This is a genomic window from Peribacillus frigoritolerans, from assembly GCF_030676415.1.
In the GTDB taxonomy this organism is placed as follows: Bacteria; Bacillota; Bacilli; order Bacillales; family DSM-1321; genus Peribacillus; species Peribacillus frigoritolerans_A.
On the sequence record NZ_JAUUTW010000014.1, the window covers coordinates 96,486 to 112,041 of the forward strand.

Annotated in this window: 14 protein-coding genes and 1 riboswitch; of the genes, 4 read left to right on the top strand and 10 right to left on the bottom strand. The window is 38.5% G+C overall.

Going from position 1 to position 15,556, the window contains the following annotated elements; all coding sequences use genetic code 11:
• Positions 1-302: 302 nt before the first annotated feature.
• Positions 303-1,181 (bottom strand): LysR family transcriptional regulator, encoded by an 879-nt coding sequence (locus Q8G36_RS14725; RefSeq protein ID WP_305160740.1) that lies wholly within the window; start codon positions 1,179-1,181, stop codon positions 303-305.
• Between the two features lie 254 nt (positions 1,182-1,435).
• Between Q8G36_RS14725 and Q8G36_RS14730 the strand changes: the two genes are divergently transcribed.
• On the top strand, positions 1,436-2,065 hold the full coding sequence (locus tag Q8G36_RS14730) for a chromate transporter (protein WP_305160741.1): 630 nt from the start codon (positions 1,436-1,438) through the stop codon (positions 2,063-2,065).
• 48 nt (positions 2,066-2,113) lie between these two features.
• A complete protein-coding gene (locus tag Q8G36_RS14735; RefSeq protein ID WP_336622967.1) occupies positions 2,114-2,659 on the top strand; it encodes a chromate transporter in 546 nt (181 codons plus the stop codon).
• Positions 2,660-2,939: 280 nt separating this feature from the next.
• Here Q8G36_RS14735 and Q8G36_RS14740 read toward each other — a convergent pair whose 3' ends face one another.
• The 4 genes from Q8G36_RS14740 to hutG form a co-directional block, all read right to left on the bottom strand.
• Positions 2,940-4,256 (bottom strand): Na+/H+ antiporter NhaC family protein, encoded by a 1,317-nt coding sequence (locus Q8G36_RS14740; protein WP_305160742.1) that lies wholly within the window; start codon positions 4,254-4,256, stop codon positions 2,940-2,942.
• A 189-nt stretch (positions 4,257-4,445) separates the two neighbouring features.
• A riboswitch (SAM riboswitch) is annotated at positions 4,446-4,553 on the bottom strand.
• A 320-nt stretch (positions 4,554-4,873) separates the two neighbouring features.
• Entirely contained in the window at positions 4,874-5,545 is a 672-nt protein-coding gene (locus Q8G36_RS14745; protein WP_305160743.1) for an SOS response-associated peptidase, read from the bottom strand.
• A 61-nt stretch (positions 5,546-5,606) separates the two neighbouring features.
• Entirely contained in the window at positions 5,607-5,762 is a 156-nt protein-coding gene (locus Q8G36_RS14750; RefSeq protein ID WP_305160744.1) for a hypothetical protein, read from the bottom strand.
• 337 nt (positions 5,763-6,099) lie between these two features.
• Positions 6,100-7,056, bottom strand: a complete 957-nt coding sequence (hutG, locus tag Q8G36_RS14755; RefSeq protein WP_305160745.1) for a formimidoylglutamase — start codon at positions 7,054-7,056, stop codon at positions 6,100-6,102.
• Between the two features lie 123 nt (positions 7,057-7,179).
• On the opposite strand from hutG, the gene Q8G36_RS14760 reads away from it, so the two are divergent.
• A complete protein-coding gene (locus Q8G36_RS14760; RefSeq protein WP_305160746.1) occupies positions 7,180-8,082 on the top strand; it encodes a LysR family transcriptional regulator in 903 nt (300 codons plus the stop codon).
• Between the two features lie 288 nt (positions 8,083-8,370).
• On the opposite strand, the gene Q8G36_RS14765 is transcribed toward Q8G36_RS14760, so the two are convergent.
• The 4 genes from Q8G36_RS14765 to Q8G36_RS14780 form a co-directional block, all read right to left on the bottom strand.
• Positions 8,371-9,126 carry an amino acid ABC transporter ATP-binding protein gene (locus Q8G36_RS14765; RefSeq protein ID WP_305160748.1) on the bottom strand — a complete coding sequence of 252 codons (756 nt, stop codon included), beginning with the start codon at positions 9,124-9,126 and terminating at the stop codon, positions 8,371-8,373.
• A 22-nt stretch (positions 9,127-9,148) separates the two neighbouring features.
• Complete coding sequence (locus tag Q8G36_RS14770) at positions 9,149-9,862, bottom strand: amino acid ABC transporter permease (protein WP_305160749.1); 714 nt, start codon at positions 9,860-9,862, stop codon at positions 9,149-9,151.
• Positions 9,863-9,874: 12 nt separating this feature from the next.
• Entirely contained in the window at positions 9,875-10,582 is a 708-nt protein-coding gene (locus tag Q8G36_RS14775) for an amino acid ABC transporter permease (RefSeq protein WP_305160751.1), read from the bottom strand.
• Between the two features lie 202 nt (positions 10,583-10,784).
• Positions 10,785-11,657, bottom strand: a complete 873-nt coding sequence (locus tag Q8G36_RS14780; RefSeq protein ID WP_305160752.1) for a transporter substrate-binding domain-containing protein — start codon at positions 11,655-11,657, stop codon at positions 10,785-10,787.
• 387 nt (positions 11,658-12,044) lie between these two features.
• On the opposite strand from Q8G36_RS14780, the gene Q8G36_RS14785 reads away from it, so the two are divergent.
• Positions 12,045-13,226, top strand: a complete 1,182-nt coding sequence (locus Q8G36_RS14785; protein ID WP_305160773.1) for an acyl-CoA dehydrogenase family protein — start codon at positions 12,045-12,047, stop codon at positions 13,224-13,226.
• 137 nt (positions 13,227-13,363) lie between these two features.
• On the opposite strand, the gene ggt is transcribed toward Q8G36_RS14785, so the two are convergent.
• A complete protein-coding gene (ggt, locus tag Q8G36_RS14790) occupies positions 13,364-15,439 on the bottom strand; it encodes a gamma-glutamyltransferase (RefSeq protein ID WP_305160753.1) in 2,076 nt (691 codons plus the stop codon).
• Positions 15,440-15,556 lie beyond the last annotated feature (117 nt).

Genomic DNA, 15,556 nt, shown 5'->3' on the forward strand with positions numbered 1-15,556 from the left:
GAATAATATGAATTTATTTTATAATTAATTTGACATTAAGTATATTTCCTATTTCTAATAGTAACTTCAATTTTATTTATATAAAAAACTGCTTGTTTCCATAATGATGATTCGTTTGTCAGGCTAACCTTCGGCTGAACAACCAAATACAAAATGCCCCTCCCGATTGGGAAGAGCTTTTATGAATAATCAATGCGGTATATTAAATTTGCTATGACTTTTGCAAGATAAGGGGCCCGGGCCGCACCGTTAAACACGTAACTGAAAACGTTTTACTAGTAAACCAAGGTAGCTTTCATTCTTTATTGAAGAAAATTAACAAATTTAGACACCCCTATTTTATTAAAACGCTTGTTTTTCCTGACTAGCCATAAATTTCTTTTTATTTCTATTCTGGAAATACCCACTTCCCGCAAAAAACCTTGCTCCAATTCCCTGGCCACTGTCAACCTTGGCAAAATGCTGATTCCAAGTCCAGCTTCAACCGCACTTTTTATCGCTTGTGTACTGCCGATCTCCATGTAGCTTTCTATTTTTTCTAAAACCCCATGCTCCCTTAGCATGTTTTCTACGATAAGCCGTGTTCCGGAAATGGATTCACGCCAAATCATCCTTTCATTTCCCAATTCCTCTAGCTGAATTTCTTTTCTGTCTTTCCATGGGTGGTCGGATGGACATACCAATATCAATTCGTCTTCGGCGAACTTGTCTACAATAAAATCGGTGTTTTCCACAAGTCCTTCCACCAAGGCCAAATCAATGACATCGTTTGATAAATCTTCCAGCACCCGGGGGGTATTTTTTATCGTTAATGTCACTTTTATATCAGGCTGTTGTTTTTTAAATGTTCCAAGCAAGCTCGGCAGCAAATACTCACCGATAGTCAAGGATGCCCCGACTATGAGGTTTGCATTGTACTCGCCCGTTGATTGCTGAATCACTTCTTTTGAATGGTTGAAGTCATTTACAATGGCTTTTGCAAAAGGGTATAACAACTTTCCTGCTTCTGTAACTCTCAGCCTTCCTTCCTCACGGTCGAATAACAAAGTGTTATAATAATTTTCCAGTTGATGGATTTGTCTTGTTACAGCTGGTTGAGATAGGAAACTTAACCTCGCTGCCTGGCTTATACTTCCTTCATCCACCACTAAACAAAACATTTTTAGATTTTCCAATTTCAAGAAAACGACCTCCATGTTTTTAGATAGTTTAGTAAAATGATAGCATCATATAGGTAAATGGTGAAATGAAAAAAGAGTGCTACATCCCTGAATAAGTGAGGCTATTCAATTATTGGCGACATTCTTTATAAAACGGATAAAGCTTCTGGGTATAACGTTTTGTTATACCCGATGATTTTGTTGCAATTTACCCATTCCTTTTTCTTTGATATGTTAATAATAAGATTTAAACTTAGCGGCAAAGGAAGTGACTGATGTCAATGAAAGGACAATGGAAAACTCTATTCCAATTATTTTGGACCTTTTTTAAAATAGCACCTGTCACATTCGGAGGCGGGTTTGCGATGATCCCTTTAATCGAAAAAGAAGTGGTTGAAAAGAGAGAATGGATGAGAAGCGAGGAAGTTACGGATGTTTTTGCGTTATCTCAGTCCGTACCGGGAGCTGTCGCTATTAACTCCGCCACCTTTATCGGCCATAGAATTGCCGGAATGAAGGGGGCAATGGCAGCCATGATCGGTGTTTCATTACCTACCTTTTTAATTGTACTGCTCCTAGGCATTTTGTATTTTTTCATTCAGGATAATCCGAAGATAGAATCCGCATTCATATCGATCAGAGCTTCCATAGTAGCCATCATCGCGTATGCGGCTATCAAGATAGGAAAAACGGCTGTTGTAGACAAATCAACCTTCTGTATTCTAATAGTAGGAATTCCAGTCCTCTTCTTTCTTCACCCTGTGATAGTTATATTAGCAGGAGCTGTTGCGGGTATTATGACAATCTCCATTAAGAGAAAATTAGGTTACGATGTCAAGATGGACAGAAAAAATATGAGAAAAGAAGAAAATGATTTCGAAACGTTCATGGGTGCCGGCATATAGGTAAATCAAAAAAGGGTCAAACTAATTTTCAAGAAAGCGTGTGATGGAATGATGGAATTGTGGGAGTTGTTTAGCACCTTCTTTATTATCGGCTTTGTATCGTTCGGAGGCGGATACGCCATGATTCCCGTAATAGAATCGGAAGTCTCACAGCATGGATGGATGACGACGCAGCAATTTACCGATATAATCGCTATTTCCGGCATGTCCCCAGGACCTGTCACCGCCAATAGTGCCATTCTCGTTGGCTATTCGACTGCTGGATTAGCAGGAGCCATATCATCTGCTCTCGGAATCTTGCTTCCTGCTATTATATTCGTAACCGTTATAGCCACCTTCTTCAGCAAATTGAATCATTATCCAGTTATTCAATCCATGTTTTATGGGTTAAGACCCATTGTCACCAGTTTAATCCTCTTTGCAGCGATCAGTTTAGCACTTTCCAATCATATGATGGCACCGAACTTTTCATGGCATACGATAAGCTTATTACTCATTTTTGGATTATCGTTATTTGCCCTAATGAAATTACGCTGGCACCCAGCCTATGTAATTATTCTTTCTGGTTTAGTTGGTGTTGTCCTCTATTCATGACAAATGTCGTACACACACCCATTATCAATATAGACCGGAATTAATCAGTTATTTTGGTTATGAAAAAAATTGTTTTCCATAAATTAAAGAAATACCAAGCAGATGAATTGGAATGAACAAGACGGCCTTGATTTGTTTCTGAACACTTAGGAACCCTTTTACTGACATAAGAGCGAGGATGACTTCTGAATAATTTTTTGCTTATGTTTTAGTATTTCTTCCATACAAAAAACACCCTGCATCTAATGATTCAGGGTGTTTTTTCATTATTATTCTCATCTTAGGAAGTACGTTTCTTCGTTTCATCATCTACCGGCTGAAACCGTGGAAAACCAATCAAGATGGCAACGACTCCACAAAGTCCAATTAGTATTGGGTAATATGAATAAGGCAAGATGCTTACAGGAGAAATCTTTGCTACCCCTGCTGCAACAAGCAGTTGTGCTCCATATGGAATTAATCCTTGGATACAACAGGCAAAAACGTCAAGTAAGCTCGCCGATTTACGCGGATCAATCCCATACTTTTCAGCAATATTTTTGGCAAGTGGCCCGGCAATGATAATCGAAATCGTGTTATTTGCCGTTGAAAGGTTCGTCAAACCAACAAGCCCGGCAATGCTGAATTCCGCCCCTTTTTTTGATTTGCTATTTCGGGTCACAAGGTGTAGAAGAAAATCGATACCACCATTATGTTTGATTACTGCTACCATACCTGCAATCAAAATGGCAAGGAAGGAGATTTCATACATGCCCGCCATTCCTTCTCCAGCTTTTTGAATGACACCCAACAGTTGATAACTTCCATCCGCCAAGCCGATAATTCCGGCAAATACGATTCCGATGGAAAGGACCAGGAACACATTGACTCCTGCCAATGCAGTGATCAATACACAAAGATATGGAAGAATCTTCACCCAATTATAAGACTGTTGGGAGATGTCAGCTTGTTCACCCATCGTTAAAATTCCTAGGATGGCACATGTGATGATGGCCGCAGGTAAAACGATGAAAAAATTCACTTTAAACTTATCCTTCATTTTCGTTCCCTGAGTTCGAACTGCAGCGATTGTCGTATCTGAAATGAATGAAAGGTTATCCCCAAACATCGCACCGCCAATAACGGCCGCCATTGAAAGGGCAAGCGAAATGTCTGTTTGCTCACTAATTCCAACCCCGATAGGTGCTAGGGCTACAATCGTTCCCATGCTTGTACCCATGGATAGGGAAATAAAACAAGCGATAATGAAAATCCCTACCATTAAAAGATTTTGCGGAAAAACCGCTAAGGCAAGATTCACGGTTGATTCAACTGCCCCCATGCCATTCGCAACTTCGGAAAAAGCGCCGGCTAAAAGGAAAATGATAACCATTAACATAATATTGGCGTCCCCGGCACCTTTACAGAAGATTTCAACCTTTTGATTGAAAGTCTCTTTCCGATTCATTGCCAATGCAGCTGCTGATGCAATTGAAATCGCTACAATCACCGGAAATGAATAAAAATCTTTAGTGATGATTCCGGACCCTATAAATAAAATTAAAAAAACGACAAATGGGATCAATGCCCATGGATTCCCTTTATTGTTTGCACTCATGATGAACACCTCTTTTTATTTTTTTCATGACATGTGTCACAGCTATTATTCTGTTAACAGTTAACGCAAATAACACCAATTTGAACTTGATTATCCAGTCATGGAGATATAGCTAATAAACTGTCGGCATAAAAAAGACCCCTTCTATTTAACAACAAGAAGAGGTCTTTTACTTTATAAAAAACACCCTTCTCATCTTTCAGGCGAAAATCTGCCTGCTGGATTTGGCACAGCACTCCTATTAAGTCCGCTGCCGAGACATCTTCGGGCCAGTCCCTCCGTCTCTCTTGATAAGAAGATCTAAATTATATAATTTATCAAACATTACGATGTCTACCAGAAAAGTACCAGGCTGGAAACTTGCCGAACACCATCTGAGTTTGTAAAAGTGACATCGAAAGTCTTTTAAAAACAAATATAAGAGTACAGCATTTTGTCTATTTTCGCAAGGTTTAGTTTTAAAGTATTTCACATGCGCTCCTTAATGATTATAAAGAGTCTTGACATGAGCAGTTAATCAGTTGATTTCAATAATGAAATGCTTGTTATATTTGGATAAAACATCAAATATAGCCATTTGGGGACGTGATTCATATAAAAAGAGGTCTAATGACCTCTCAGCAAATTTGTTGAATTAGGTTAGGTGAATTATTTTTAGTGGAGTTCACATCAGTCGATACTTCAAATGCTTCCATCTGTTCCGAATCGAATGACTTTAAATATTGTTGCAGATATGCAGGATCATTAATGGATGGATTCAACCAATCTTTTTCATCTTCTGGTTTAAGGATGACAGGCATACGATCATGAATGCTGGTCATTAGCTCATTAGGAACGGTTGTTATAACGGAGCACGAATAGATGCTGATGCCTTCAGAAGATTTCCAGGATTCCCAGAGACCGGCCATTCCAAATGGAGCATGATTCTTCAGTTTTATTCGCATCGGTATTTTTCTCTCTGGTGTCTTCTTCCATTCATAAAAAGAGTCAGCGATTATCAAGCATCTCTTCTTCTTATACGCATTCTTGAAGCTTGCTTTCTCTGCAATGGTTTCCGCTCTGGCATTGATCATTTTATAGCCCTCTTTTTCGTCTTTTGCCCAGAAAGGAATGAGTCCCCACCGAAGATATCCAAGTCGATTCCTTGCCCCGTCATTAATGACGGAGAGCACGGATTGAGAGGGAGCAATATTGTAGCTGAATTGGTATTCCCCATCAAATGATCCTTGAATATCAAACCGTTCTTTTATTTCTTCAATGTCAGTGAAAAGGGTGAAACGCCCACACATAAATATCGCCTACCGTATTAGAATTTATTACAGTGTAACAAATGGAACGGGCAGGCACAAATCAGCGTTCTAAAATCCTGATGTCGGTAAATGATTGATTAAATAATTCGCTGGAAATCAATAGAGTGCCTAGGACTTCTCTTTCATCTTCAGCTTTAATGATTTCCGACAAAATTAAGGTACTGCCATTCCTGACCGTTACTTTATATTCATTCATAAAATCCCCCCTAGATGATTGTTATTATAAACCAAAAACCCACAAGTATCAGTATTGAACTTTGGCAGAGTCATGGTTAATCCTCTAAAGGAGAGTCTATATGCCTTTATATTTTAAAGGGGTAGTCAACGAAGCGATGCCCGGAACCATAAACCCCTGTAAAGAAGGCGTAAAAAAGACCGTCCATGAATGATTCATGGACAGTCTGGGCGCTGTCAAAGGTTTTACGCTTCAATACGGATAATTGATTATGGTGAAAGGCCTTACATTCGGTACGATAAGGAATGCTCTTTCAGGAAGGACCTAATTGGAGTTGTCCCCATTCCATGTCCATTCATTATTTAAAATGCAGCAAAACCTCATTTATTAAATGTGCTGCCAATGTAACGGTTTTATTATTTTCGTCCAACGAAGGATTCACTTCCGAAATATCAAAGGAGAGGATCTTTTCATTCGATACGATATGCCTAATAAGGGCACGGACCAATTTCGGATTCAGTCCAAACGGCGATGGAGCACTTACCCCAGGTGCGTAGGCTGAATCAATAACGTCCGTACATAATGTAAGAATAATGTAGTCATTTTCCTTAACGAATTCATTTATCCGCCGCTTCGTTTCATCCATTTCGTTCAATGACAAATCTTCTTCCAATATGTAGTCGGCCTTACTTCTCTCAGCAGTTTCAAACAATGCCTTCGTATTCCCCTGCTTCTGAATTCCGACACATAAATATCCACAACTTTGATCTTCGTCCAAAATCTGCTTAAACATCGTTCCTGATGAACTTTCTTTTTCATAAGGCCTCATATCAAAGTGAGCGTCAATGTTAATGACCCCTAATCTAGCTTTTGGTCCAATGGATTTCCTAACCCCAAGATAATGGCCATACAGGGTTTCGTGTCCTCCCCCAAGTATGATAGGAATCGCTTTACTCTCCAATATCCGGGCAACAGCTGATCCCAGTTGGGATTGGGCGTCCTCCATCTCTGTACTTTCACATATTACATCGCCAGCATCCACCAGCTCGGTTTGGGAAGGTAAGTGACAGGGTAATTTTGCCAATGACTGCCTAATATGATCAGGACCCTCTGCAGCACCAATTCTGCCTTTATTCCTTTTGACGCCTTCATCACATTTGAAGCCAATCAATCCAAAGGTCCTTGATGCATTGGAAGAGATGGCTAATTCCGAAATCGGTGCCAAGCGTACTCTTTGGTGGTATCTGAAGCTGTTCATGTCAGATTGGGAATCGATTCTTCCATTCCAATATTTTAAAGTCGGATTTGTATACATAATTTCTCCTTTATTTAAAAAATTCCGAAATATCTTTTTTAAAAATTATAAATGAGATAATATATAATTACCAATACAAAAATTCAATATATCTATAGTTTAAAGCTATAGAAAGGAGAATGAATGGATCTTCGTCAACTTCGGTATTTCACCACCATTGTCCAGGAAAAGAATTTCTCAAAAGCGGCAAAAATCCTGCATATATCACAACCTTCCCTAAGCAATGCCATAATGAAATTAGAAAATGAAGTTAGTTTTCAGCTTTTGGAACGTAATACAAGAGGGCTTGAGCTCACGGAAGCAGGGGGGATTTTTTATACAAGATCTGTTGATCTGTTAAGAAGATTCGATAATATGCAAGTAGAGCTTAAGGAAATGAAGGATGTTGGAAGCGGAACAGTATCTATAGGCTCCATAGAATCCTTCAAATATTGGTTCCCGAAGATTATCAGGAATTTTAAAATCAATTATCCTAATATTCATATTAAAGTCAGGGAAATATTAGGGGAAGAGAAAGTTTTCGATTCGTTAAATCGGTATAATGTTCATTTCACTATCACCAACCAGCCCATCAACAACGATGAAATTCTGTCCACTCCTCTTTATAATGAAAAATTCATGCTTTTAATCCATAAAGATGACGAGTTAAACGAAAAAGAGTCCATCACTTTCCAAGACATTGCAGAGAAAGAATTGATCATCAGTACAACTGGATTTCAAACAAGAGATGATATCTTAAGAGCATTTAAGAGTGAAAATGCAATTCCCAATATCATATACGAAATAGAAAGGCTTGAAACGGCTTGCAGTTTGGTGGAAGAAGGGCTTGGGGTTACAATTTTACCGGAAAGCTATATAAAATCCGCTGCAACGCCCAATACTGCAATTCGCGAAATTGATTCGAAATTTTTGGAAAGGACTGTTTTCCTGGCTTATTTGAAAGATCGTTATCTGTCCCCTGCGGTATGTAGGTTAGTCGAGGACATACAGAGCTTTTTTAAGAGTGATGTTAGGACCGGTGACTAAATGATGACGAATTAATTAAATAAAAAAATAATCGATCTATCACTTATTTTGATTCAACGTTATAAGGAAAAACACTTAAGACTTCCTTCCAAATATGTGAGTTCCCCTCACATTTTCAGGTGTTTCATGTGTTTTCCCTATTTCACTTCATTTTGTTTTTTAAATAACGTCCAAACCATGCAATTAATTGAATAGTTCTATTCATTCTCTGAATAACGGGCTGATAGCGAAAATCATGTAAGTACGTCCTAACTAACCGCTCGTTTGTTTCAATCAATAATAAAAGGCCTAAATATAAAAAATATAATCCTCCGGCAATACCCTTTTTAAGAACTTCTTCGTTCTTTCTTCTTTTGGGTTCACAAAAATTTCTTTAGGTGATCCCTCTTCCACTATGACACCTGCATCCATAAAGATCACTTTGTTTGCTACATCCTTTGCAAAGGACATTTCATGCGTGACGACTAACATCGTAGTTCCTTCTTTGGCAATTTGCTTCATCACCGTCAGTACTTCTCCGACCAATTCAGGGTCCAATGCCGAAGTTGGTTCGTCAAATAAAATAATGTCAGGGTTTAAAGCAACCGCTCTCGCAATCCCAACCCTTTGCTGCTGACCACCTGATAGTTCACTAGGGTAAGCATCATATTTTTCTGACAAGCCTACTTTATCCAATGCTTTTTTACCAATCTCATATGCTTCTGCTTTCGCAATCTTCCTTCCAATAACCAGTCCTTCCGTCACATTTTCCAATGCCGTTTTATTAGTAAAAAGATTATAATTTTGAAAAACAAAGGCTATCTTTTGCCTAATTCCATGGATCACTTTTTTTGATGCCGTCCTAAGACTTACATCAATATCTCCAAAAACGGCATGCCCTTGATCGGCTTTTTCAAGAAAGTTAATGCATCGAAGTAATGTGGTCTTACCAGAACCACTTGGACCCAAGATTACCACCACATCACCCTTGTCTATTTTTAAATCCACACCTTTTAAAATCTCATTTTCACCGAATGATTTATGAATATTTGTAATTTCTAACATTTCTGCCACCCCTGCTCTTTTTTCAGATGCTCACTGCTTTAAACCTGCTCACTCGTTTTTCATACCTTTTAAACAAGTATTCAACTAAACTACATAAAATTAGGTATACAAGAAAGATATCAATATATGCCTCAACATAATTGTAGCCTACATTGGCAGCTACCTTGGCCCTTAAAGTGATTTCCTGCAATGAAAGAGCATAGCCCAAAGATGTCGCTTTAATCAGATTGACTGTGGCTGTACATATATTCGGTAACGCTACTACCAATGTCTGTGGAATGATAATTCTCCTAAATGCTTGCGCAGTTGTTAATCCGACAGCATATGAAGCTTCCAGCTGCCCTTTGCTCACTGTGCTAATTGCCGAACGAAACACTTCTATGAGTATAGCTGTCGTATTCAATGAGAAAACTATGAATGCGTACCATATCGGGTTGACATCGTATACTTTCATTTCGACATCATACCTTTCAAATATAGAAGTCAGCATTAATGGCACACTGCTATAAATGATGAAAATTTGTATAATGACGGGAGTTCCTCTTACAAAGGAAACGTATATCTGTGCTAAACGATTTAATACCGGGATTTGATTTATTCTTGATAAAGCAAGTAAAAACCCTAATGGCAGGGCAACGATCAAAGCTACAATCGTAATGAATAAAGTGATTGGCACCCCTGATAACGCTACAAAAAAGGTTTCCACTAAAAACTTATAATCCAGACCTTCCGACATTCTGTCACCCCTCTATGCAGTTGTTATCACTTGTTTTCCTTTACTGAATGCCTTTTCCAATTTTAAGAACAGTTTTTCAATGACAATCGACAATGTCCAGTAAATAACAGCCAATGCAAGATAAATTTCCAATGCATGTGTATTATAGTTTCCGGCTATTATGAGCTCTGCCTTCCCCATGATATCTATCAATCCGATTGTATATGCCAAAGATCCTTCTTTCATTAATTCAAGTAAGCTGTTACCGAAGTTTGGTAACGCGACTACAAAAGCCTGTGGTAAAATTATTCTCCGGTAAGCTTGCGTATGACTTAATCCCACACTTACTGCCGCCTCAAATTGCCCTCTATCAATTGATTCAAGCGATGATCTGATAACTTCTGACATTGCAGCGGCAAATTGAAGCGAAAAGGTTATCACTACAAATACTGCTTTATCAATATCATTGAGATTTATGCCAAAATTCCCTGCAATTGCAGGGATACCATAATACGTTAAGAAAAGCAGAACTATAGAGGGTGTACATCTTAATATCGTTGTATATCCATAGGCAAATTTCTTGGCAATTTTACTATTTCCAAGTTTCATGATCGCTAAGATGAAACCTAAGATTGACCCGAACAAGACCGATAGACCCGTAACCATTAATGTTACTTTTAGAAAAGGAACTAACAATGGTACCGACTCGGCTATGTATGCTAAATCAAAGTATTTTTCCATACTTCACCTCCATCTGCTTTCCATTGAGGATTGGGATTTTCAACTAATCATTCTTTAGAAGGCCAGTAAATAAAAAACTTGACATCTCTTTAAATACCAAGGTTTATTTGAGGCCCCTTCCAAGAAAAGCCATATAAAGAAAATGACAAGTCATAACCTATTGATTGACATTTTAATGCTTGTTTTGCTAAGGGCTTCGTTATCATCTTTCTACAGTTCCCAACACTTCAAATAAATCCCGGCCATAAAACTTTTTGCTTAATTCATTCGTCTTCTTTTCGTCTTTTATTTTTTTTATCGCCTCATCATAAGCATCTGCGAATTTTTGTTCTTTTTTGTTGAATAATGGCCAGGTTTTAATGACTGCGAATTCATTGTAAACTAGATCATCCACTAAATTATGATAGGGGCCATCGCTGGCCACTTGCTTCATAAAAGCTCCCTCGATCGCTATTCCACCGTCTACACGGCCTTCATTTACCCATTGAATTACATCTACAGTGAATGCATCTCCGGCTTTCAATTTCACCTTATTGTCAGGATTGGCCTGATTATACTCATCAACGATCGTGTATTGAGCGTTGTTTGCTGCGATTGGTGCCAAGGAAAAGCCAGCTGAAGCAAAGTCCTTCAGATTTTTGATCTTTTCATTTTCTTTCTTTAAAACAAGGCCCGCGCTGCTTAATCCAAGGAATTCTTTAGGAAAGATGAACTTCTCAGTCCTTTCCTCTGTCCAGAAGGCATTTTTAACCCCCACTTGATATTTACCTTGTTCAATGCCAACTAACAGGTCATCGCTTGATGTGCCAATATATTCGAATTCGTATGCCGGTAGTAATTCATCAACCAATTTCATAACTTCCACATCATATCCAGTTGGTCTTCCCTTCTCATCCAGCCAAGACATTGGTTTTGACGCTTGGTCATATGCCACTTTTACCTTTCGGACACCTGAAGTGTTACCTGAATTTGCATCGGCTTCATTACTGGTTGATGTACCTGAACCGCACCCCGCTAATATGGTTACAAACGCTAAAGCGATAGTTAAAACATGGAGAAATTTTTTATTTTTCATAGTGAATCCCCTTTCGTTTTACGATGTTTTTTTACTTGCATTTGAATTTCATGAAATTCAAAGGAAATACGTACATCACCTCCATCACTCAATACCAACTATTTCGGTAGGTTAAATAAGTTATTTGGTAATAAACATAATAGATGGATACTTTTGTAAAGTCAATGAATTTTTAAAATTTTCAAATAACTGTTCACAACTCTGTTATTAAAGGAATTCTATTGATATGAATGTGCAAAGATTTCTAGAAAAGTTTAATGAATATACAATCTTAAATTCCCTTGACAAATAAACCCACCTTAATTATCATTTAAACCAATATGATTAATTGGATTTAGCAGAAACAAAGGGGAATGCATCATCATACATGAAGGAGGGAACCGTGTGATTAACCTATTCATTAAGACGGAGAGTCAAAAAGCGTGGCTGAAAAAATTATATGAAGTAGAATCAAAATTCAAAAATAATTCTGCGCAAATTGATGAATTGGCCTTTTTTCCGAAAGAACATATTCAAGATTTAATTCGTATGGGATATACAAGTTCAACTCTTCCCAAATCCTATGGTGGCGGAGGGTTAAAAGTTTATGACATGATTCTCCTTCAAGAAACATTGGCTAGTTTTGATTCAGCGACTGCGCTATCGATTGGTTGGAACCTTGGAGTGATAGGAGACCTTTTTGAACAGGAAAGTTGGACAAAAAAGAACTTAGATTTTATTGCTGGGGAAGTTCTAAATGGCGCTTTAGTGAACCGTTCCGTTAGTGAAGCGCAAACTGGCAGTCCGACTCGCGGGGGACGCCCCGGAACGAAGGCAGTCAAAAAGGGAGATTACTGGGTTATTTCTGGACGTAAAACCTATACAACCATGTCCCCAGTTTTAACTTATTTCCTAGTTTCAGCATGGATCGAGGAAAAGAAAAAGGTTGGATTTTTTCTCCTGCATAAAGATTTGGATGGGCTCTACATAGATGAAACATGGGACGTAATTTCAATGAGGGGGACAGGAAGTCATGATTTGGTCCTTAAAGATGTTGAAGTGGATGATTCAAAACTTGTTGAGTTACCTGAAATGCCAAGTGGAAAAAGATTCAATGCGTGGATCCTTCATATTCCAGCTTGTTACCTTGGCATTGCGCAGGCTGCAAGGGATTACGCCATACACTTTGCCAATGACTATTCTCCAAACAGTATAAATGCACCTATCAGCCAGCTGGCTAATGTCCAACAACTGCTAGGGGAAATTGATTTGGAATTGATGAAAGCCAGGCATTTCTTATATAGCGTTGCCGAGGCTTATGATGATGAATCACGAAGAATTCATTTCACAAATGAGCTGGGGGCTGCAAAACATATTGTGACAAACGCAGCCATTACAATTGTCGATAAAGCCATGCGAATAGTCGGTGCAAAAAGCCTTCAACGCAATAATCCACTACAAAGGCACTATAGGGATGTTAGAGCTGGTTTACACAATCCTCCGATGGATGATGTAACGATAAAAATTTTAGCAACATCAGCAATTGAACAGGAAAAACTCAATTTAAGCGGTCATGCATATTTAAATTAATCAGATGTGATTAATATAGGGATGCTATGAACAAAAAATAACCCCAGACCTCTCTTTTCATAGAGAATTCAGGGGTTTTCAAGAGTTTAGGATCATATAAAATTCGATTTTATACTCAAGCAGACTTAGAAAAGAAATTAATTCGTGACACTACCATCATCCTCTGGATCTTCAATATCCGCCGGATCTTTTTCCAATAGTGCCTCTTTGTCTTTTTCGTTCCATTTTGCTTTATATCCTAGGGATTTCGCTACTCTTAACACCGGTAGATACGATTTTTTATCAGGTTCAAATGTTTCTAAGTCCCCTGATCCAATTACACCCAAACCAAGTAACAATTTGTCTGATTGGATATAGGGTTTTTCATCTATCAGTTTCATTTGTTCAGCTGTATAAGGATAAACGGCTCCATTCACTTTTAAGGTAAACGGTCCTTTCTTTTCTTCTTTTATTTCATTTGGCTTTTTCGATTTATGGGAAACATTATACACTCCTTGAACAGTTCCTTCTCTCGTATTATCGGCTCCCCCATACATTTTCCCCTTTTCATAATCAAAAATAACAGCTTGCACATTTCCGATATGTTGGGGTTTTTCTTCATAAACATGGCCTTTTGCCATTAACTCCAACCTTGTATTTTGTTCAATTCCCGGCTCCCATCTAACTGTCGGATAACCAGCAGAATAAATACGTGGCGCATATATCGCATCTTGAATACGCATTTGATGATCAAGCACATTCATAATCGTTTCAGATACCGATGCGATTATCGTCGCCCCGCCTGGTGAACCAATGGCCATGAAGGGATTACCATCTTTTAATACAAAGGTCGGGGACATACTGCTTCTTGGTCTTTTTCTTGGTTCCACCTGGTTAACTCCACCCGGTGTGGCATCAAAATCCGTCATTTCATTATTAAGCATGAATCCATAATCTGGTACCATGATACCTGAACCGAATACTTGCTCGATTGTAGTCGTATAAGCAACCATATTTCCCCATTTATCCATTACAGAAAAGTGAGTCGTTTGTCCGATCGGGGTTTTCTCTTCTTTTACCTTCTCCATTGAAGGGGGTTCTTTGCCCTCATACTTCCATGGATCGCCTGCTTTGACATCTGCTGTTGATCTATTTGGATTAATGAGTTTTCTTCTTTCTTTTATATAATCTTCATCCAATAGTCCTTTTGTAGGTACATCATAAAAATCTTCATCTGCCATATAGGCAGCACGATCGGCAAAAGCTAGATGCATGGCTTCCGTTAGATAGTGAAGATACTCAGGAGAGTTCGCCCCCATCTTTTGTACATCGAATCCTTCCATCAGCTCCAGGATTTGCTGGACAGTCAAGCTGCCTGAACTTGGTGAAGCTGCCCCCACCACTTCAAAGCCCCTATATTCCGATTTAATTGGCTCTCTCTCTTTCGCCACATAGTTTTCCAAATCCTCTTTTGTCATCGTTCCTTCACGTTTTTGAACTTCCTTGGTAAGTGCTTCCCCGATTTCACCTTTATAAAAAACGTTGGAACCTTGTTCTTTTATTAACTTAAGAGTCTTTGCCAGATCTGGCTGAACGAGTGTATCTCCCTCTTCCAATGGTTTTCCATTTGGCACAAAAACTTTTGCAGCCGCTTGGTTATTTTCAAGTTTTTTTACATTTTCACCGATATATTGAGCTGTCGCCCAATTGACTTTTACCCCTTTTTCAGCTTGTATAATGGCTTCGTCCATAACTTGTGATAATTTCAATGTTCCATATTTCTCTAGAGCAGTTTCGACCCCCATAAGTGTTCCGGGAACAGCAACCGCTTTCCCGGATATGTGCCGTTTACTAAAAGGAATAGGTTTTCCCTTATCATCTAAAAAAAGTTCAGGCGTAACATTTTGCGGTGCCATTTCGCGGCTATCGATCATCGTTATTTTATTTTCCTTTTTATTATAAATCATGATAAAACCACCGCCGCCGATTCCAGACATCATTGGCTCAACTACATTTAACGATAATTGAATGGCAGCTGCTGCATCGACTGCATTTCCACCTTGTTTTAGTATCTTTATACCCGCTTCAGCCGCTAACGGATGAGAAACTGATACGATTCCATCTTTAAAACCCTTCCCCATTGACTCATCCACTCCAGGGACACTTGCAAAAGCTGGTGTGATCATACAAAAGAAACTGAAAGTAACTAAAATAAAACTTTTTAAAAATTTCATGAATTAGTCTCCTTTCAAAATAAAACAGATTAGGGTTTTATCATAAGGCAAGTGGATATACGAGCAGATGTCTATAGTAGGAATATGCTGTTTGTCTCGATATAATAGCAGTCTGCA